Source organism: Citrobacter sp. UYEF32, from assembly GCF_040546205.1.
GTDB classification, from domain to species: Bacteria; Pseudomonadota; Gammaproteobacteria; order Enterobacterales; family Enterobacteriaceae; genus Phytobacter; species Phytobacter diazotrophicus.
The window spans coordinates 306,628-325,663 of the sequence record NZ_JBEPNI010000005.1; the positions used below are offsets into that span (position 1 = coordinate 306,628).

General features: G+C 54.2%; 18 protein-coding genes. 6 read left to right on the forward strand and 12 right to left on the reverse strand.

What is annotated here, in order from left to right; translation table 11 throughout:
* The first annotated feature begins 178 nt into the window (after positions 1-178).
* Positions 179-751 (forward strand): flavin reductase family protein, encoded by a 573-nt coding sequence (locus ABIB59_RS16030; protein ID WP_039079068.1) that lies wholly within the window; start codon positions 179-181, stop codon positions 749-751.
* A 151-nt stretch (positions 752-902) separates the two neighbouring features.
* Here ABIB59_RS16030 and pptA read toward each other — a convergent pair whose 3' ends face one another.
* The 4 genes from pptA to ABIB59_RS16050 are packed head-to-tail and all read right to left on the reverse strand — an operon-like array spanning position 903 to position 3,387.
* On the reverse strand, positions 903-1,133 hold the full coding sequence (gene pptA / locus ABIB59_RS16035) for a tautomerase PptA (protein ID WP_039079069.1): 231 nt from the start codon (positions 1,131-1,133) through the stop codon (positions 903-905).
* A 55-nt stretch (positions 1,134-1,188) separates the two neighbouring features.
* Entirely contained in the window at positions 1,189-1,806 is a 618-nt protein-coding gene (locus ABIB59_RS16040) for a glutathione S-transferase family protein (protein WP_071194158.1), read from the reverse strand.
* A gap of 32 nt (positions 1,807-1,838) precedes the next feature.
* Positions 1,839-2,369: an AAA family ATPase gene (locus ABIB59_RS16045; protein WP_039079071.1), complete on the reverse strand. Its 531-nt coding sequence runs from the start codon at positions 2,367-2,369 to the stop codon at positions 1,839-1,841.
* Between the two features lie 4 nt (positions 2,370-2,373).
* Positions 2,374-3,387, reverse strand: coding sequence for a LacI family DNA-binding transcriptional regulator (locus ABIB59_RS16050; protein WP_039079072.1), 1,014 nt, complete (start codon positions 3,385-3,387; stop codon positions 2,374-2,376).
* A gap of 316 nt (positions 3,388-3,703) precedes the next feature.
* Here ABIB59_RS16050 and ABIB59_RS16055 point away from each other — a divergent pair, with 316 nt between their 5' ends.
* The 3 genes from ABIB59_RS16055 (at position 3,704) to ABIB59_RS16065 (ending at position 6,794) form a co-directional block, all read left to right on the forward strand.
* A complete protein-coding gene (locus tag ABIB59_RS16055; protein WP_039079073.1) occupies positions 3,704-4,900 on the forward strand; it encodes an L-talarate/galactarate dehydratase in 1,197 nt (398 codons plus the stop codon).
* Between the two features lie 396 nt (positions 4,901-5,296).
* Positions 5,297-5,419, forward strand: a complete 123-nt coding sequence (locus ABIB59_RS16060) for a hypothetical protein (RefSeq protein ID WP_267918412.1) — start codon at positions 5,297-5,299, stop codon at positions 5,417-5,419.
* 64 nt (positions 5,420-5,483) lie between these two features.
* Positions 5,484-6,794 (forward strand): MFS transporter, encoded by a 1,311-nt coding sequence (locus tag ABIB59_RS16065; protein WP_071194157.1) that lies wholly within the window; start codon positions 5,484-5,486, stop codon positions 6,792-6,794.
* Between the two features lie 48 nt (positions 6,795-6,842).
* Here ABIB59_RS16065 and ABIB59_RS16070 read toward each other — a convergent pair whose 3' ends face one another.
* From ABIB59_RS16070 to ABIB59_RS16095, 7 genes are all read right to left on the reverse strand, one after another.
* Complete coding sequence (locus ABIB59_RS16070) at positions 6,843-7,616, reverse strand: amino acid ABC transporter ATP-binding protein (protein ID WP_079497463.1); 774 nt, start codon at positions 7,614-7,616, stop codon at positions 6,843-6,845.
* The gene (locus ABIB59_RS16075; protein WP_132439292.1) at positions 7,600-8,523 is read right to left on the reverse strand and encodes an amino acid ABC transporter permease; all 924 of its coding nucleotides are present in this window, start codon (positions 8,521-8,523) and stop codon (positions 7,600-7,602) included. The genes ABIB59_RS16070 and ABIB59_RS16075 overlap by 17 nt, the downstream gene beginning before the upstream one ends.
* Before the next feature lie 9 nt (positions 8,524-8,532).
* Entirely contained in the window at positions 8,533-9,042 is a 510-nt protein-coding gene (locus tag ABIB59_RS16080) for a GNAT family N-acetyltransferase (protein ID WP_039079077.1), read from the reverse strand.
* A gap of 10 nt (positions 9,043-9,052) precedes the next feature.
* Entirely contained in the window at positions 9,053-9,985 is a 933-nt protein-coding gene (locus ABIB59_RS26410; RefSeq protein ID WP_039079078.1) for an ABC transporter substrate-binding protein, read from the reverse strand.
* Positions 9,986-9,997: 12 nt separating this feature from the next.
* Positions 9,998-11,314 (reverse strand): LLM class flavin-dependent oxidoreductase, encoded by a 1,317-nt coding sequence (locus ABIB59_RS26415; RefSeq protein WP_502910516.1) that lies wholly within the window; start codon positions 11,312-11,314, stop codon positions 9,998-10,000.
* 63 nt (positions 11,315-11,377) lie between these two features.
* A complete protein-coding gene (locus ABIB59_RS16090) occupies positions 11,378-12,499 on the reverse strand; it encodes an amidohydrolase (protein ID WP_107223088.1) in 1,122 nt (373 codons plus the stop codon).
* On the reverse strand, positions 12,496-13,515 hold the full coding sequence (locus ABIB59_RS16095) for an LLM class flavin-dependent oxidoreductase (RefSeq protein ID WP_222556078.1): 1,020 nt from the start codon (positions 13,513-13,515) through the stop codon (positions 12,496-12,498). The genes ABIB59_RS16090 and ABIB59_RS16095 overlap by 4 nt, the downstream gene beginning before the upstream one ends.
* A 477-nt stretch (positions 13,516-13,992) precedes the next feature.
* Here ABIB59_RS16095 and ansP point away from each other — a divergent pair, with 477 nt between their 5' ends.
* Complete coding sequence (gene ansP / locus ABIB59_RS16100; RefSeq protein WP_039079082.1) at positions 13,993-15,489, forward strand: L-asparagine permease; 1,497 nt, start codon at positions 13,993-13,995, stop codon at positions 15,487-15,489.
* A 61-nt stretch (positions 15,490-15,550) separates the two neighbouring features.
* On the opposite strand, the gene yncE is transcribed toward ansP, so the two are convergent.
* Complete coding sequence (gene yncE / locus ABIB59_RS16105) at positions 15,551-16,612, reverse strand: 7-bladed beta-propeller protein YncE (protein WP_354036164.1); 1,062 nt, start codon at positions 16,610-16,612, stop codon at positions 15,551-15,553.
* 258 nt (positions 16,613-16,870) lie between these two features.
* On the opposite strand from yncE, the gene pqqU reads away from it, so the two are divergent.
* Positions 16,871-18,985 carry a TonB-dependent receptor PqqU gene (gene pqqU / locus ABIB59_RS16110; protein WP_165158682.1) on the forward strand — a complete coding sequence of 705 codons (2,115 nt, stop codon included), beginning with the start codon at positions 16,871-16,873 and terminating at the stop codon, positions 18,983-18,985.
* The last annotated feature ends 51 nt before the right edge of the window (positions 18,986-19,036 follow it).

The window sequence follows — 19,036 nt, forward strand, 5'->3', positions numbered from 1 at the left end:
ATTATGTTGTTGTCTGCATTTCCATGCTGCATGTGAGCTTGCCTGAGGTCAATAACTGTACGGGCACAGAGAATAATGACCTGAAGATTGTTTCTGTGCGGGATAAACATGCAATGCACGGTGTGAGTACCGGACATCTATGCTTTAATTCCTGCACGACAGAACGAAGGAGTGGCTTATGAGTTTTTTCCGTCCGGTGGCGCTGGATCACGCCAGCCGCTTGCTGAATCACGGCCCGACCATACTGATTACCAGTCGTGATGAGAGTATCGACCGTCGCAATGTTATGGCGGCGGCCTGGTCAATGCCTGTTGAATTTTCCCCCGCCCGCATCGCGATCGTGGTGGACAAAAGCGCCTGGTCGCGTGAACTGATTGAACGCAGCGGTATGTTCGGCATTGTGGTGCCGGGCGTGGCGGCCACCCGCTGGACCTGGGCGGTGGGCAGCATTAGCGGTCGCGAAGAGGATAAATTCAACTGTTACGGTATTCCGGCCATCGCTGGCCCGGTACTGGGGCTGCCGGTCGTAGAGGAAAAATGTCTGGCGTGGATGGAATGCCGCCTGTTGCCGCCTACTGCCGCAATGGAAAAGTATGACACCTTGTTTGGTGAGGTTGTCTCGGCCGCTGCGGATGAACGCGCCTTTAGCAACGGCCACTGGCAGTTTGATGATGATCAGTTGAACACCATTCACCATCTGGGTGGCGGCAATTTCGTCACCAGCGGCAAGTCGATAAAAGTTCCGGGTTAACCTGAAACTCGCCCCGGTAAGCGCAGCGCCACCGGGGACAATCCCCGAATGCGGCGTAAACGCCTTATCAGGGCTACGTCCCCCCTCGCCCCTTTTGGGGAGAGGGTTGGGGTGAGGGGAAAAGCGTGCTCAGACATTTCCCCGCAAGCCATTACATCTGATAACCGGGCTTCTTAATGAGTGTGTCCATCTGCGGCCCGATTTCCGTATCCCATACTTCGCTTTTCCACGCATCCGGGTCGATTTCGGTTAACGCGACGCTGATGGAACTGTCTTTGCTGCTTAAATGACGGGTGATCACATCGGCGATATCGGCCGCCAGCGCGGTTTTTTGCTCATCGTTCAGGTCACGGGGAAAACATTTGATATCAACATGTGGCATGGTGTGCTCCTTATAGTGGGACAACCAACCTACCACACTGAAAAAACGTCAGTTATCAAATAATGTCGTTACGGCGCAAAACGGACTGCAGCCTGGGTTGCGCGCAAACCGCATCGGCAATCGCGCTGATTTTCGGCGTGTTTTCCTTAAACCAGTCATGCCGTGGCCCCCAGGTTCTGATTACACAGATATAGATATCCAACAACGTTAGCTGTTCGCCAAACGCGTACGGCGTGGCGTGTAATTGCTGTTCCAGCCAGATATAGAGTGATTTACGATACGCGATACAGTGGTCGCGCAGTTCTTGCGCCGCACCGGGAACGAAGCGTTCGGGATAGTCGGCATAGGTGAATGTCGGGTAAACATTTGCCACCAGCCAGACCAACAGCCGCCAGAACTGATTACGTTCAGGCGTGCCCGTCGGCGGCGCCAGGTGCGGGTGTTCATCGAGGATCATTAACGTAATGGCAGCCGATTCCGTCATGATGCTGCCATCGTCAAGTTGCAGCGTAGGCACCTGGCAAAGCGGGTTGAGTTTCAGCAATTTTTCCTGGTTATGCCCCGGCGAATCGAACCCTTCAACATTCTCAAACTGATAAGGGATATCCGCCAGCGTCAGCATCAGCTCACTGATGGCTGAACCCCAGCCGGGTGCGCCATAAACGGTGATCATATGACCTCCTTTCTTGCGAGTGAACAGTAAGTCTACGTCAAACTGGCAAGAAAGGTGTCGACCTGCTGTGGGCTGGTAAGACGCACAAAGCGGATGTGTTGATACTGCGGGTTGGCCATATCGGCCGCGTAACGTACCCGGTTATGGCGCCAGGTTTTTAATGTCCAGATGAGGATTGACTCGCGGCTTAAGAATGCGCGGCGGAAACTTTCCGTATTGCCGGTGCCAGGCCACAACTCTTTTCCCTGCCATGCCCGGCGAATCACCCGAAGCACCGCCTGGCGCAGGGTACGCCAGAAACCGTAATCCAGCCAGATAACCAGATCGACATCCCGCCATTTGATCGGCCGCGATCGGTTGTAATTGCCGTCCAGTACCCAGCCTGGCGTGGCATTCAGCGTCTCTTCTAACAATGCGTAGAAGTCCTCATCACTGCGCCCTTGCCACTCCGGCAGCCAGTAAAGCCTGTCCATTTCGATATACGGCACATTAAGTTGCGCGGCCAGCCGCCGCGAAAGCGTGCTTTTACCGCTACCGCTAGTGCCGATCACATTAATTTTCATAGCGTTATGCCGAATCTCTTTCTACAAAATGAAATCCAATATCCACAATGGTTTCTTGCTGAGGCAGCCCTTCGATGCGATCCGCCAGCAGCGTAGCGGCACGTTGACCGATAACCTGCCTGTCGACGCTGACCGTTGTGATGGAGGGATGGGTATCGGCGGCAAAATCCAGATCGCCAAAGCCAATCACCGCCAGATCCTGTGGCACCCGTAATCCGCTGGCCTGTGCTTCAACAATCGCCCCCTGAGCAAGGGTATCCGAACTGCAAACAATCACATCGAAGCTGCCCTTTTTCAGCAAATCGCGAAGCCCCTGCCGCCCCGAGGCAAAACGCGCCGGGAGCGAGACATCCACAAAAGCGGGCTCGCGAATATCATTACGCGCCAGCGCCTCGCACAGTCCGCTTTTACGCAGCGCCGCACGATTATCTACCGTCCACAGCAAGCCGGGGCGTTTATAGCCTTTACGCAGCAAATAATCCGCCGTCGCCTCCCCCACTTTTTCATGGGAAAAGCCCACCAGCATATCCAATGGTGTGGGAGTGAGATCCCAGATTTCTACCACCGGTACGCTGGCATTGAGGATCACACGCTTTAATTCCGTTGAGTGGTGGATCCCTGTGAGGACAATACCGTCCGGACGACGTGATAAGAGCGTAGCCACCAGCTCTGCTTCCGTTTGCTGGGCGTAACCCGCCACACACAGCAGCATATGATAACCGCGTACCGCCAGCTCATCGCTTATCGACTGAATGGTATCGACAAACATGCTGTTATTGATTTGCGGGACCACAACAGCAATCAGTTTGCTGCGCCGGGACGCCAGCCCCCCCGCCAGCGCGTTGGGGATGTAGCCGGTGGCCTTGACCGCCGCGAGCACTTTTTCCACGGTTTTAGGACGCACCAGTTGCGGGGTGTTCAGTGCCCGGCTGACGGTCATTGATGACAACCCCGCCGCACGGGCGACATCTTCTAATGTGGGGGCCCTGGGGGGCACAGGACGAGAGGTTTTCGACATGTAAACTCACAACGGCTTCTTTTTGTGACAGGGATTATAAGCGATTTGTTAGCTTAATTCGCTTCTCTCTCATTATTTTAATCAGCTTTAAAATCAGTAGATTAAAAACAGAATCACACCATAATGTTAGCGATATCATTTAAGGTTAGGCAATTTCACAAACTGTTTTGAAGTGTGAACCAGCACGAATAAAATCCCTCTTTAGCGTCTCTTATTGTGATCAATTGTACATATTGACGGCAAAATGCTGGTGGTCTATTCTCAACTGAATTAAAAATGTTAGCGCAAACATTATTACCGTTCACAGGAGTCAATCATGACCGTAAGTGCGAATTCCGCTGCTGTAACCTATGCCAAAGCGCAGGGTGTTAAAACTGCCGCCGAAACCGGCGACCGTATCGAGTGGGTAAAACTCTCCCTCGCGTTCCTGCCGCTGGCTACCCCCGTAAGTGATGCGAAAGTGCTGACCGGTCGTCAGAAACCGCTGACCGAAGTTGCCATTATCATCGCGGAAATTCGCAGCCGTGACGGTTTCGAAGGCGTCGGTTTCAGCTACTCGAAACGTGCAGGCGGCCAGGGTATCTATGCTCACGCCAAAGAAATTGCCGATAATTTACTGGGCGAAGACCCGAACGATATCGACAAAATTTACAGCAAACTGCTGTGGGCTGGCGCATCCGTAGGCCGTAGCGGTATGGCCGTACAGGCCATCTCCCCTATCGACATCGCGCTTTGGGATATGAAAGCAAAACGTGCCGGTCTGCCGCTGGCAAAACTGCTCGGTGCGCACCGTGATTCCGTACAGTGCTACAACACCTCAGGCGGCTTCCTGCACACACCGTTGGATCAGGTTCTGAAAAACGTGGTGATCTCCCGTGAAAATGGCATCGGGGGTATCAAACTGAAAGTTGGTCAGCCGGACACCAAAGAGGATATCCGTCGTCTGACCGCCGTGCGTGAAGCGCTGGGCGATGATTTCCCGCTGATGGTTGACGCGAACCAGCAATGGGACCGCGAGACCGCCATTCGCATGGGGCGTAAAATGGAGCAGTTCAATCTGATCTGGATTGAAGAGCCGCTGGACGCCTACGACGTGGAAGGCCACGCCCAACTGGCCGCCGCACTGGATACGCCCATCGCGACCGGCGAAATGCTGACCAGTTTCCGCGAACACGAACAGCTTATTCTGGGCAACGCCAGCGACTTCGTTCAGCCGGATGCCCCACGCGTTGGCGGTATCTCTCCGTTCCTGAAAATCATGGATCTGGCCGCGAAGCATGGCCGTAAACTGGCCCCGCACTTTGCCATGGAAGTGCACCTGCACCTCTCTGCCGCCTACCCGCTTGAGCCGTGGCTGGAGCACTTCGAATGGCTGAACCCGCTGTTTAATGAGCAGCTTGAACTGCGCGATGGCCGCATGTACGTCTCCGACCGTCATGGACTGGGCTTCACGCTGAGTGAACAAGCGCGCGCCTGGACTCAGCTAAGCTGTGAATTTGGCAAACGTCCGTAACAGGTCATAAAGACGGGAAATATTCCCGTCTTTATTTATTGCAGCATGAAGACTGGCATAGTTATGCCCCGCTGTTTCGCCATATTATTGTACTCCCGACGGAGCAGCGTTTTTTATTTCTCGCGCACGCAATATAAATAACCCGTTACAGTCACAGGTTGCGTCAACATCCTGGCATTATCCCTGCTCGTCACTTTAAAATATATTTATTACGCTTATCCATTTACCTTTAAAAAAAACAGCAGCCGATTAAGATCTTTTAATTTCCCCCCATAAATAATGCAATTGCAGAATATATGTGATCGTGAGGGCACATTTATACATTTATTATGGATCCGTTCTGGGTATTTTTATATAAATGTTAGCGCAAACATACATAAAGAAAAGGAGCTATCCATGACCTTGAGTGCCTGTACTGGCGCTATCTTATGCCGAGAGACAACGTACCCACTCTGCCATAGCAACCGTATGCTGCCGCTGGCAGGCCTGCTTGTCCGTTCGGTCAACGCCACGAAGTAAATAACCGACGGAGCCATTCCCGTTTAATACACACGTCGGGGGAAACCTCGTCGAGGAATCGATTATGAGTAATGTTATTAAGCGCACCAGCGTGCGCCACGGTATTCTTATTTTCTTATTTCTGGCTACGGTATTTAACTATGCTGACCGCGCGACCCTTTCAGTGGTCGCCCCTATCATGAGTAAAGAATTAGGCTTTGATCCAGAAGCACTCGGACTGGCCTTTTCGGCATTCGGCATTTCGTATGTCATTATGCAAATCCCCGGCGGATGGCTACTGGATAAATATGGTTCGCGCCTTGTTTATGGCTGCGCGTTAATTGGCTGGTCAATCGTCACCATGTTTCAGGGAACAATTTATCTTTTTGCCAGTCCGTTAATTGTATTGGTTATTTTGCGCCTGCTAATGGGGGCGATTGAAGCACCGGCCTTTCCTGCGAACAGCCGCCTGAGCGTACAGTGGTTCCCCAATAAAGAGCGCGGTTTCGTGACAGCGGTTTATCAGGCCGCACAGTACATCTCGCTCGGGATTGTCACGCCTCTGATGACGCTTATCCTGCATAACATGAGCTGGCACTACGTGTTCTATTACATCGGCGCTATCGGCGTGGTGCTGGGAATTGTCTGGCTGGCGAAGATTCGCGACCCGCTACAGCACAAGAAAATCAACCAGCAGGAGCTGGATTATATCCGCGAAGGCGGCGGCGAACCGGAGCTGGGTAATGCGAAGAAATCGGAAAAGATTTCCCTTGCCCAGATCAAAAGCGTCTGTGTGAATCGCATGATGATCGGCGTGTATATCGGTCAGTTCTGCGTAACGTCTATCACCTGGTTCTTCCTGACCTGGTTTCCGACCTATTTATATCAGGCAAAAGGGATGTCGATTCTCAAGGTCGGGTTTATTGCCAGTATTCCGGCGATCGCCGGGTTTATTGGCGGCCTGATGGGCGGTGTGTTTTCTGACTGGTTATTAAAACGCGGTTACAGCCTGACCACTGCGCGCAAATTCCCGGTTATCTGCGGCATGTTGCTCTCCTGCGTAATTGTGGTGGCAAACTACACCCAGTCAGAAGTGGTGGTCATTGCCGCCATGAGCCTGGCCTTCTTCGCCAAAGGCTTCGGTAATTTAGGCTGGTGCGTACTGAGCGATACCTCGCCGAAAGAAGTGCTGGGCATTGCGGGTGGCGTCTTTAATATGTGCGGCAACCTGGCCAGTATTATTACGCCTCTGGTGATTGGGGTGATTCTCTCCAGTACCCAGTCGTTTGATTACGCCATTTTGTATGTGGGATCGATGGGCTTAATTGGCCTGTTCTCTTATCTGTTTATTGTCGGTTCGCTGGAGCGTATTCAACTTACGCCTTCCGCCGCCTGAAAATGAACGTACGCTGCTTCGCATCCGGCGAAGCAGCATTTTCGTCTCTCACAACACCTTCGATAAAAACTGCCTTGTCCTTGGATGCTGAGGATGGTTGAGCACCGTGTCGCTGTCGCCCTGCTCCACAATTTTGCCATCTACCATAAACACCACCTGATCCGCGACTTCGCGGGCAAAACCGATTTCGTGCGTAACCACCACCAGGGTTGTACCGGAACGGGCCAGCTTTTTGATGACATCCAGCACTTCGCCAACCAGTTCCGGATCCAGCGCAGAGGTGGGTTCATCGAACAGCATTACCCGTGGGCGCAGCGCCAGCGCGCGGGCAATGGCAATACGCTGCTGCTGCCCACCGGAAAGATGGCGTGACCAGGCATCCGCTTTATTGCGCAGCCCTACCACATCGAGCAACTGATACGCCTGCTCAATGGCCTCTTTGCGACTGAGCCGCTGATGGGCTATCGGCGCTTCAATCAGGTTTTCCAGTACCGTGAGGTGCGGGAACAGATTGAAGTTCTGAAACACATAGCCCACGTTTACCCGCTGGCGCAGGATCTCGCGCTCTTTCAGTTCATAGAGCTTATCCCCTTTGCGGCGATAGCCAATATAGTCGCCATCAATCTGAATAAAGCCTTCATCGACACGCTCCAGATGATTAATGGTGCGCAAAAGCGTCGATTTGCCGGAGCCGGAAGGTCCGAGAATCACGGTCACGGTGCCTGGCGGGATCTCAAGCGACACATCATCCAGCGCCTTATGGCGACCAAAATATTTGCTGACCCCGGTAATCGAAATATGACCATTAAGAGAGGCTGGCATGAATCGGCTCCTGTGGTTGCGCGACACGGGCAGGTGTCGTAGCCCGCACCCGGCGGGAATTGACGGCGGAGCGACGTTCGCTGCGCGCCAGCCAGCGTTCAACCAGATGCTGAATCACCGACAGCACGCTGGTGATCACCAGATACCACACGGCACCCACCATCAGTAACGGGATCACCTCCTGGGTGCGGTTGTAGATCATCTGAATGGTGTAGAACAGCTCCGGCATCGCCAGCACATATACCATCGCCGTTCCCTTAGCGAGGCTGATAATTTCATTAAAACCGGACGGCAAAATGGTCCGCAGCGCCTGCGGCAGAATAATGCGTAGGGTGCGTCGCCAGGCAGGAAGCCCTAATGCGGCGGCGGCCTCATACTGCCCGTGATCGACCCCTAAAAAACCACCACGAATGATTTCCGCCGTATAGGCGCTTTGCACCAGCGTCAGGCCAACCACCGCCGTGGAAAATTGCCCCAGCACATTCACCGTTTCGTAGTGCGCCCAGCTCAGTTGCGTAAACGGAATGCCAATCGTCAGCGTGTCATAGAGATAAGAGAAGTTGTAGAGAATAATCAGTACCACAATCAGCGGCAGTGAACGAAACAGCCAGATATAGCTCCACGCCAGGCTGCTCAATAGCCAGGAGCTGGACAACCGCGCCAGCGCCAGCACGCCGCCAAAGATAACGCTTAATGCCGTACCGAGTAGCGTTAATAACAGCGTCTGACCCAGACCGTCCAGGATCACGGGATCAAAGAACCAGCGGGCAAAAACGCGCCACTCCCAGCGTGGGTTAAAGGCGACGGACTGGACTACAATCGCCAGTACGATCAACGCGATAACAGCCCCGACGATCCGCATTGGGTAGCGTGCCGGGACAACTTTGATAGACTCTGTCGTTTTCATGTTTATCCCTCAGGCAGTTTTACTGAGCGTGTCGACCGCTAAGGTCTTGGTAAACCGCAGGCGGCCATCGAACGGTGGCTGGCTGTACTCCTCCGGGTCGCGCGTCAGATCGAACTGCGCGTCATACCCCTGGCGAAGATAGAGCTGCACCGCTTCCGGCTGACGAAAGCCGGTGGTCAGAAAGATGCGGCTGTAACCCGCCAGCACCGCGCGCCGTTCCAGTTCGGCCACCACTCTACTGGCCAGCCCCTGCTTGCGCAGGGTGTGTTGTGTCCAGATGCGTTTGATTTCCGCCGTGTGGGCATCTTTCGGTTTGTACGCGCCGGTGGCGATAATCGCCCCGTCACGCTCCAGCACAATGAATAGCCCCTGCGGCGGCAGATACCACTCCGTCAGTTCCACCTCGGCATCTTTAGAAAAATAATCGCCATAACGGGCGGCATATTCGCCAAACAGACCGGCTATCACGGGCTGCAATTCCGGGGCGTCGGGGGAGATATCACGGAAACGTTCGCTCATCTGCGCCTCCTTAGTCGCCCAATCCGGCGGGGTTGATTTCTGAGGTCGGGATCTTCTCAACGCCCTCACCCCAGCGATTGAGCACTTTTTCGTAATCGCCATTTTTAATGACGCCATTAAGCGCAATCTGTACCGGCTCCACCAGGCCGCTGCCTTTTTTCAGCGTTACCGCGATATGTGCCGCTTTCGGCCAGCCGCCGTCCACGCTGCCTACCAGACGGGTTTTATTGGTCAGCGCGGCTTTCCAGGCGCCAATCACATTCGGGCCAAAGAAGGCATCCGCACGACCGGACTGCAGTGCCAGCGTCTGGGCGGCATCATCTTTGGTGTAGACCGGGGTGAACGGTTTAAGCCCTTTCTTTTCGTTTTCCGCATTCCACGCCAGCAGAATGGCCTCCTGATTGGTGCCGGAGCCGACGATAATACGCAGCCCGGCGATGTCCTCTGCCTTCTCAATGGCTTTGATCGGGCTACTGGATTTCACGTAAAAGCCGAGGGAATCTTTGCGGTAGGTGGCGAAATCAAACTTCTCTTTGCGCGCTTTGGTGACGGTGATATTGCTGATTGCCGCATCATATTTGCCGGAGGTGACCCCGAGCGGCCAGTCCTCCCAGGAGGTCGGCACCACGTTCAGTTCCAGACCGAGGCTGTCGGCAACCAGACGGGCGATATCTACCTCACTGCCGAGCAGGGTTTTGTTGTCATCAGAAAAGACCGTCAGCGGCGGCGAGTTAAGGGCGGCCACCGCCACCGTAAATTTTCCCGGTACCGCCAGATGATAATCTTTCGGCAAGCGGGCCACCGCGTCGGCATTGCGCGGCGTGTTAATGGGCGTTTTGTTAGCTTCAAGGCTAACGCCGGTGCCGTTAATCGTGACGTCATTGGCCCAGACCAGCGGCGCGAACGCCAGTGTCACTGCGAGGAGGAGCGATGATTTCTGCATAGCGTATTCTCTTTATTGTTTTGTGAATTGATTCGCAGGTTGTTGTAAACCAAGACTTTCGCGCAGGGTCGTGCCGGGATAGGCCTTACGGAACAGACCGCGAGCCTGCAAAATCGGCACCACGGTGTCGACAAAGCGTGGGAAAGTATCCGGCGTACCGCCCTGGATGATAAAACCGTCGGCTGCCCGCTCGTCGAACCACTGTTGCAGGCCGTCTGCCACCTGCTCCGGGGTGCCGGAAAAACGCGGGCGCGGTGAGGCCGCCTCCAGCGCCACCTGACGCAGCGTTAAGTGGCGCTCACGGGCATGACGTTTGATTTCATCGGTGGTACTGCGAAAACTGTTTTGCCCCAGAGTGCCAATGTCCGGGAAAGGTTCATCCAGCGGGTACTGACTAAAATCATGGTGTTCGAAATAACGGCCAAGGTAATTGAGCGCATCCTGAATGGAGACCAGCGCTGCGGTGGTCTGATATTGCTGCTCGACGTCCTGCGCATTATCACCAACAATCACGCTGACGCCCTGGAAGATATGTAATTCATCTTCGCGACGGCCATTATTAATCAGTTGCGCTTTGACATCGCGATAAAAATGTTTGGCCTCGTCGATCGTCTCGTGGTGGGTGAAAATCGCATCAGCGTGTCGTGCCGCTAATTTCTTGCCATCATCAGATGCGCCCGCCTGAAATATAATTGGCCGTCCTTGTGGCGTGCGGCCAATATTCAGTGGCCCGGCGACCTGAAAAAAATCGCCACGATGATTAAGCGTATGCAGTTTTTGCGGGTCAAAGAATTGCCCTGTCGCTTTATCGCGAACAAAGGCATCCTCTTCCCAGGAGTCCCAAAGTCCTTTCACCACGTCCAGATATTCATCGGCGATGCGATAACGCAGCGCATGTTCCGGGTGCTGCTGGCGAGAAAAGTTTTTTGCCGAGCCCTCCAGCGGCGAGGTGACGACGTTCCAGCCCGCGCGCCCGTAGCTTAAATGGTCGAGGCTGGCAAACTGACGCGCCACGGTAAAAGGTTCGCTATAGGAGGTCGATAACGTGCCAACCAGCCCTAAATGGCGGGTGACGCTCGCCAGTGCCGATAATACGGTGATGGGTTCAAAACGGTTTAGAAAATGAGGAATGGATTTTTCATTAATATATAAGCCATCGGCGACAAATAAAAAATCGAGTTTTCCCTCTTCGGCTTTTAATGCCGTTTCCTGAACAAAAGCAAAATTAATACTGGCGTCGGCTTTGGCTGCCGGATGTCGCCACGCGGACATATTTCCGGATGCGCCATGCAATATGGTGCCAAGGCGCAGTTGACGAGCTTGTGACATAATCCATCCTCATTTTCAGGCAACAGGTTCCCCGGAGCTGTCGCCCCAGGTTGTTTTATTCCGTTATGGCTGGAGTAAGGCTTTTTCAGCCAGCAACGCGAAATAGCGCGCGGCGTCTTCAATTAATGCTTCGTCAGGATTAAACGACGGATGGTGCAAACCATATTCACTGGCGCTGCCAATACTGACAAACGCACCGGGAATATGTTCGAGATAGACGGCAAAATCTTCCCCGCCCATATGCAACTGTGCGACCTGCGTGTCATAGCCGTGCCAGTCCGCAACGTCGCGGGTAAAGGCGGCCCAGCGTTCATCGTTAACCAGCGCCGATGGGCCTTCGAACCAGCGCACGGTGATCTCTGCATCAAAGGCGCGGGAAAGTCCGGCAGCGATATCATTGACGCGCACCTTCACTTTTTCACGCACCTCACTGCGGTGGGTACGCAGCGTGCCTTCCAGTTCGACCTGCTCCGGCAGCACATTCCAGGTATTACCGCCCTGCATCCGGGTAACACTCAGTACCACCGAATCCAGGGTATCCACATTCCGGCTGGCGATAGTTTGTAGCGCGACCACAAGCTGGCTGGCGAGCAGGATGGCGTCATTACCTTCATGGGGACGCGCGGCGTGCGCCCCTTTACCGCCAACCTGCACGACAAAGCGGTCAACGTTGGCATAAAACGGGCCGCCGCGCGTGGCGAACGTGCCCACGGGCAGGCCAGGCTCATTGTGCATGCCAAAAATAGCGCTGACACCGTTTAGCAACCCTGCCTGAATGAGCCGCTTTGCGCCGCCGAAATTCTCTTCCGCAGGCTGGAAGATCAGCCGCACGCGTCCCGGTAAAGCGGATTCTTTCTCTTTTAGCAACAGTGCCGCGCCGAGCATGACACTGGTATGGATGTCGTGGCCGCAGGCATGCATCACCCCTTTATTGCGCGAGGCATAAGGCACGTCGACCGCCTCTTCAATCGGTAAGGCATCAATATCCGCGCGCAGAGCAATCACCTTGTCGCCACTGCCCACCTCCGCGACCACGCCCGTAGGCAAGGTGGTGGGTACTAAGCGCAGCCCGGCATTTTCCAGCCAGTGGCTTACCCGGCGGCTGGTTTCAAACTCCTGTAAAGACAGTTCCGGGTACTGATGCAACTCACGCCGCCAGTCAATCAATTGTTGAGCAAAACTCATTGCACCACCTCCTGGATAACCGTGCTCTGCCGCCAGGATTCACTCAGCAGGCGCAATGAAGCAATACGCGCATTGGGGTCAACCAACGGGTTATCAAGAATGAACTCATCCACGCCAAATTCCGCTGCCAGCGCATCCAGTCCGGCCAGCACAGTTTCTGCGGTGCCTTTAATCAGCGACGGTTCCCGGCGGAAAATTCGTACCGCCGGGCTTCCTGCCTGACGTGCGAAGGCCTGAGCCTGGGCTTCGCTGGCAACGCTGACCCGTTGACCGTTTTCCAGTTCAACACCCCAAATCTCCACCTGCTGCGCCAGCCGTTCGGCATCGTTTTGCGTGTCGGCCACAATCACCTGCACGGCGACTATCAGGTCGCGCTGACTCAGCGCTCGCCACTGCGTGACAACGTCACGAAGCAATATTCTGTCACCATTAAGATGGGCCGCAAAAACGAAATTCCAGTCGAGTTTCGCCGCCAGTTGTGCGCTCTCAAGGCTCGCGCCGAGCAGAAACCCCTGCGCACGTTCTGTGGGAAGCGGCGTGGCGGCCAGAGATTCCGCATCGGCAGTAGTAGCCTGCTTCGCGTTAAGCCAGTTATCCAGCTCACCGAGTTGGTCGGCAAAGCTCCCCTTATCTTCCGGATGCAATCCTCGCTGTAATGCGCGTGTGGACAGAGGCAGTCCGCCTGGCGCTTTACCGATACCGATATCGATACGGCCAGGAGCCAGAGAAGCCAGCACGTTGAAGTTTTCCGCGACTTTATAAGGGCTGTAGTGTTGCAACATGACGCCGCCGGAGCCGATGCGGATCCGCTGCGTTTGTCCGGCAATCCAGGCGATAAGCAGTTCAGGGGATGGGCTGGCGAGTTGGGACGTATTGTGATGTTCCGCAATCCAGAAGCGGTGAAAGCCGCCTCTTTCTGCCTGTTGCGCCAGTTGTAACGTACGGTTCAGCGCATCCTGTGCGGTTTCATTTTCCGCAATCGGGCTTTTATCCAGCAAACTCAGACGATAAGACATGCAGCACGCTCTTATTGGGTAACATGTCTGCATTATTGGAATGGGCTTACGGCCTTGTGAAACAATTAATTTACATTAAATAAGCAAAAAATTTGCAAAGTAGCCCCCGCAGAGGGACGGTAGTCATTATTTGCGCTTATGAATAAGGCCGCATTCCCCTGTGCCGTGCAACCTCGCCGACATCGTCTTTCCTTTTGCATGCTTAGTCATTTCTGCCGTCTTTTTCGCCATATTGAATCAGTTAAACTGTCAAGTAACACTTACGTCACAAATTCAACTCATACCCATCGTTTTTTCGTCTGGTATGTTTTGCGTCGCCAAAAAAATGCAGGTAGGATGCTGCGCCATGTTGTGTCTTATTCATACGTAGAATGATTGAAAAGACAGAACGCTTTCCCAACAGAGCAAACGATTGTCTTGCTGCTCTGTGGGGTCGAGGAAGTTCCAAAAGATTCAGACAGGTCAACGGGTAACGCAATGAAAACAACCAACAACAACGCGGCGGAGCATCAGGCCGCGAAACGACGCTGGTTAAACTCTCACGAAGAGGGTTATAACAAAGCGATGGGCAACCGCCACGTACAGATGATCGCTATCGGCGGCGCAATCGGAACGGGGTTATTCTTAGGCGCCGGAGCGCGTCTGCAGATGGCGGGGCCATCACTGGCGATCGTTTATCTGGTTTGTGGTCTTTTCTCTTTCTTCATCTTACGTGCACTGGGTGAGCTGGTATTACACCGCCCTTCCAGCGGCAGTTTTGTCTCGTATGCCCGTGAATTTATGGGTGAAAAAGCGGCCTACGTCGCCGGTTGGATGTATTTCGTAAACTGGGCGATGACCGGTATCGTGGATATCACCGCCGTTGCGTTATATATGCATTATTGGGGTGCGTTTGGCGATGTACCGCAGTGGGTATTTGCCCTTGGTGCGCTCGCCATCGTCGGGACCATGAATATGATCGGCGTGAAGTGGTTCGCTGAAATGGAATTCTGGTTCGCGCTGGTCAAAGTACTGGCCATTGTCGCTTTCCTGGTTGTCGGGACTATCGTCCTGGGATCCGGTAAACCGCTGGACGGCAACGCGACGGGTTTCCATCTGATCACCGATAATGGCGGCTTCTTCCCCCACGGTCTGCTCCCTGCGCTGGTTCTGATCCAGGGTGTGGTCTTCGCCTTTGCTTCTATCGAGTTTGTCGGTACCGCAGCCGGTGAATGTAAAGACCCGGAAAAAACCGTACCGAAAGCGATCAATAGCGTTATCTGGCGTATCGGCCTGTTCTACGTTGGTTCCGTGGTGCTGCTGGTTCTGTTGCTGCCGTGGATGGCGTATCAACCGGGGCAGAGTCCGTTTGTGACCTTCTTCTCCAAACTGGGCGTACCGTACATGGGCGACGTGATGAATATCGTGGTCCTGACCGCTGCGCTGTCGAGCCTGAACTCCGGCTTGTACTGCACGGGGCGTATCCTGCGTTCCATGTCGATGGGGGGTTCCGCGCCTAAGTTCATGTCCAAAATGAACAAACAGCACGTACCGTACGCGGGGATCCTCGCGACCCTGGCGGTCTACGTTGTGGGCGTGTTCCTGAACTATCTGGTTCCGGCACAGGTGTTTGAAATCGTTCTTAACCAGGCGTCTGTGGGCATTATCGCGTCGTGGGGCTTTATCGTGCTCTGCCAGATGCGTCTGCGCAAAGCCATCAAACAAGGCAAAGCGGCGGAAGTCAGCTTTAAAATGCCTGGGGCACCGTTCACCTCCTGGTTAACGCTGATGTTCCTCTTCTCTGTGCTGGTTCTGATGGCGTTTGACTACCCGAACGGCACCCTGACCATCGGTTGTCTCCCACTGCTGATTGTGCTGCTGGTGATTGGCTGGTTCGGTGTGCGTAAACGCGTAGCGGAAATTCACAGCACCGCGCCGGTCGTGGCTGACGCTACCGCTGCTCCCACTGAGCTTGTAGAAGAAACCGCGAAATAATCTCACGTGTAAAAATAAAAGCCAGCCAGGTATTCCACCGGCTGGCTTTTTTTATGCGTGCTTAGAGCGCAATACGGATGATGTCGTCAGGCTCAGTGGCCTCTTTCTCTTTGCTGGCCGCCTGTTTCACGCTGACATAGAGCGTCTGACCATCGGCGGAGAGCGCCAGGCTGTTCGGATGCGTTGGCGTATCGAAGGTTTTCACCACCTTATAGGTTTTGCCATCAATCACGCTGACTTTGCCCGCCTGACGATGAGTGACATACGCTTCGTTACGCGTCGGGTTAAACAGCACCGCCAGCGATTCCGGCGCGGCGATCTTTTGCAGTACAGCCCCATTACGCAGATCAACGACCAGAACCTCAGGCGCTTTGGAGTCGGTAATAAAGGCGCGATGGCCTGCGGTGTCCAGGCTCAGGTTCAGATAGAAGTGCTCTTTACCGTCATCCTGCAATTTCTTACGCGTCACAATTTTGTGGCTGGCGGTGTCGATAGTCAGCAATTCCCCGTCACCGTTGGTGGTATACAGGCGTTTTGCCGCCGCATCGATGGCCAGACCCGTACTGAATTTACCGGTCCCCGTAATGGTGTATTTGAGCGTCATGGTTTCGCCATTTACCGCCCAAATCACGCTCTCATTGCCGATACCGCTGATGTAAACGGTATTAGTCGTTTCATCCACCACCAGTTCACGCGGCTGCAGCGGACGCACAGTTTCACTGCGCTTACGGTCATCAAGCACCAGGCGCCCTTTCACATCGCCCGTTTTCGCGTCAATGGCAGTGACGGCGCCATTAGTGGTATTACCCACCCACAGGGTTTGCGTCCGGGAGTTAATGGCGGCACCGAACGGCTTGAGATCGTTATGGACAGCCAGCGTCACGTCCAGTGAAAGTGGATCCAGACGGTAGACCACGCCGCCTTTATCGGTTTTACGGCTCTGTGAGGTAGCCACCCATAGCGCGTTGTCCTGTTGGCTCCAGGCCATTTCGTAGGCACCTTTACCGACCGGTTTACGCAGCATCTCTTCGCTGGCCTGGGCGTGAAATGTCCCGGCGAGCAGCAGTGAACCTAACAACAGTGAACGACGCAGACGTGGCGCAGATAAATGACGTAAAGACATGACGACTCCCTTTGATAAACAAATATAGTTTTGCTTCACATGCTTCCATGACGCCAGGGTCATAGCCCTGCCTTATTAATTGAGAATAGTAATCATTATTGCGTGCAATGTGGAGCAGTAAATCTGTTTTTACTGTCATCGGCGGTAACGTCTACACTTTTTGTTAACGTAATGTGCCCTTAAAGTTTTCATGAATTGTTAAAGATATTAACATTACGCCATGTTCCCATTTGGTTCGTTTCTTATTCTGGTCAATTTATGAATATTTTTGCCCTTTCAAGAACAGCGTTTCCAGCGCTGTTACTTCCGGTCATCTACGCGCCTGCCGTGCTGGCGGCCGACAATGAACAAACGATGATCGTCAGCGCGACACCCCGCACAGTTTCAGAACTCGACACCCCGGCGGCTATCAGTGTCGTGAACGGCGACGATATTCGTCAGGCCACGCCTCAAATAAACCTCTCGGAATCGTTGGGCGGCGTGCCTGGCTTACAGGTGCAAAATCGCCAGAACTATGCGCAGGATTTACAGCTCTCCATTCGCGGTTTTGGTTCCCGCTCGACCTACGGCGTGCGCGGTATCCGCATGTATGTCGACGGTATTCCTGCCACCATGCCGGACGGACAGGGACAAACCTCGAATATCGATCTCACCAGTGTCGAGAGTATCGACGTCCTGCGCGGCCCCTTCTCTGCTCTGTACGGCAATGCATCTGGCGGTGTGGTGAATGTGACCACCCAGACGGGCCATCAGCCAACGGAACTTGAAGCCAGCAGTTATTACGGCAGTTACGGAAGCTGGCGCTATGGCACTAAAGCCAGCGGTGCGGTGGGCGATGGCACACAGCCGGGCGATGTAGATTACACGGTCTCCTCGACCCGTTTTGTCACCCACGGTTATCGCGATCGCAGCGGTGCGCGTAAAAATCTCGCCAACGCCAAACTGGGTGTGCGTATCGACGAGGCCAGTAAGCTGACGCTGATTTTCAATAGCGTGGACATCAAGGCGAACGATCCGGGCGGTCTCACAAAAGAGGAGTGGCACGATAACCCGCGCCAGTCACCGCGTGCCGTGCAGTACGACACGCGCAAAACGGTTAAACAGACACAGGCCGGGTTGCGTTATGAGCGCCAGCTCAGCGCGCAGGACGATGTGAGTGTCATGATGTACGCCGGGGAGCGTGAAACCACCCAGTACCAGTCAATTCCTCGCGGCCCCCAGTTGAACCCACAGCACGCCGGGGGCGTAATCGACCTGACCCGCCATTACCAGGGGATCGATACTCGCTGGACCCATCGCGGCGAACTGTTGGTACCGGTGACTATCACCAGCGGGTTGAATTACGAAACCATGAGCGAACAGCGCAAAGGCTATGAAAACTTTGTGATGGTCAATGGCGCGCCGGATTATGGTCGTGAGGGGAATTTGCGTCGTAACGAACGCAACCTGATGTGGAACGTCGATCCTTATGTGCAAACCCGTTGGCAGTTGACCGATAAGCTGTCGCTGGATGCGGGTCTGCGTTATAGCTCGGTCTGGTTTGACTCAAACGATCACTATATTACGGCGAGCAACGGCGATGACAGTGGTGATGCCAGCTATCACAAATGGCTGCCTGCCGGGTCGCTGAAATATGCGCTGACCGATAGCTGGAATATCTATGCTGCGGCGGGGCGTGGTTTTGAAACGCCTACCATTAACGAGCTTTCTTACCGTTCTGGCGGGCAAAGTGGACTCAATTTTGCCCTTAAGCCATCGACAAACGATACCGTCGAAATCGGCAGCAAAACTCGCGTGGGTTATGGCTTACTCAGTGCAGCACTCTTTCGCACCGATACCGATAACGAAATTGTCACCGATACCAGTAGCGGCGGACGCACCACTTATAAAAACGCCGGCAAAACGCGCCGTCAGGGTGCGGAACTGGCGCTCGATCAGCAGTTCGCCGGAAACTGGCGGGCAAAACTGGCGTGGACGTATCTGGATGCGACCTACCGCAGCGACGTCTGCGGCGACAGTAATTGCAACGGCAACCGGATCCCCGGTATCGCGCGCAATATGGGCTTTGCATCACTGGGCTATGTCCCCGAACAAGGCTGGTATGCGGGTGCGGATGTGCACTATATGAGTGATATCGCCGCTAATGACGAAAACACGGCAACCGCACCGTCCTGGACGGTGGTCGGCCTGAACACCGGCTACAAATTTAACTACGGTAACTGGATGATGGATGTGTTCGGGCGCGTGGATAATCTGTTTGATCGTGAATATGTGGGATCGGTGATTGTTAACGAATCCAATAACCGTTACTACGAACCGGCGCCGGGGCGCAATTATGGCGTAGGTTTGTCGGTTGCCTATCGCTTTGAGTGATGGCGGTTGAATAACCAGAGGCCCTCTTTTTGCAAAGCGGGCCTCTGTCGT

Excerpts from the sequence above, each read along its gene's own strand:
- ABIB59_RS26410 (WP_039079078.1), bottom strand. The coding sequence starts at position 9,985 with ATGCAGAAATCATCGCTCCTCCTCGCAGTGACACTGGCGTTCGCGCCG.
- ABIB59_RS16065 (WP_071194157.1), top strand. The coding sequence starts at position 5,484 with ATGAGTAATGTTATTAAGCGCACCAGCGTGCGCCACGGTATTCTTATT.
- ABIB59_RS16030 (WP_039079068.1), top strand. The coding sequence starts at position 179 with ATGAGTTTTTTCCGTCCGGTGGCGCTGGATCACGCCAGCCGCTTGCTG.
- ABIB59_RS16080 (WP_039079077.1), bottom strand. The coding sequence starts at position 9,042 with ATGAGCGAACGTTTCCGTGATATCTCCCCCGACGCCCCGGAATTGCAG.
- ABIB59_RS16090 (WP_107223088.1), bottom strand. The coding sequence starts at position 12,499 with ATGAGTTTTGCTCAACAATTGATTGACTGGCGGCGTGAGTTGCATCAG.
- ABIB59_RS16070 (WP_079497463.1), bottom strand. The coding sequence starts at position 7,616 with ATGCCAGCCTCTCTTAATGGTCATATTTCGATTACCGGGGTCAGCAAA.
- ABIB59_RS16050 (WP_039079072.1), bottom strand. The coding sequence starts at position 3,387 with ATGTCGAAAACCTCTCGTCCTGTGCCCCCCAGGGCCCCCACATTAGAA.
- pptA (WP_039079069.1), bottom strand. The coding sequence starts at position 1,133 with ATGCCACATGTTGATATCAAATGTTTTCCCCGTGACCTGAACGATGAG.
- ABIB59_RS16055 (WP_039079073.1), top strand. The coding sequence starts at position 3,704 with ATGACCGTAAGTGCGAATTCCGCTGCTGTAACCTATGCCAAAGCGCAG.
- ABIB59_RS16040 (WP_071194158.1), bottom strand. The coding sequence starts at position 1,806 with ATGATCACCGTTTATGGCGCACCCGGCTGGGGTTCAGCCATCAGTGAG.
- yncE (WP_354036164.1), bottom strand. The coding sequence starts at position 16,612 with ATGTCTTTACGTCATTTATCTGCGCCACGTCTGCGTCGTTCACTGTTG.
- ABIB59_RS16095 (WP_222556078.1), bottom strand. The coding sequence starts at position 13,515 with ATGTCTTATCGTCTGAGTTTGCTGGATAAAAGCCCGATTGCGGAAAAT.
- ABIB59_RS16045 (WP_039079071.1), bottom strand. The coding sequence starts at position 2,369 with ATGAAAATTAATGTGATCGGCACTAGCGGTAGCGGTAAAAGCACGCTT.
- ABIB59_RS26415 (WP_502910516.1), bottom strand. The coding sequence starts at position 11,314 with ATGTCACAAGCTCGTCAACTGCGCCTTGGCACCATATTGCATGGCGCA.
- ansP (WP_039079082.1), top strand. The coding sequence starts at position 13,993 with ATGAAAACAACCAACAACAACGCGGCGGAGCATCAGGCCGCGAAACGA.
- ABIB59_RS16075 (WP_132439292.1), bottom strand. The coding sequence starts at position 8,523 with ATGAAAACGACAGAGTCTATCAAAGTTGTCCCGGCACGCTACCCAATG.
- ABIB59_RS16060 (WP_267918412.1), top strand. The coding sequence starts at position 5,297 with ATGACCTTGAGTGCCTGTACTGGCGCTATCTTATGCCGAGAGACAACG.
- pqqU (WP_165158682.1), top strand. The coding sequence starts at position 16,871 with ATGAATATTTTTGCCCTTTCAAGAACAGCGTTTCCAGCGCTGTTACTT.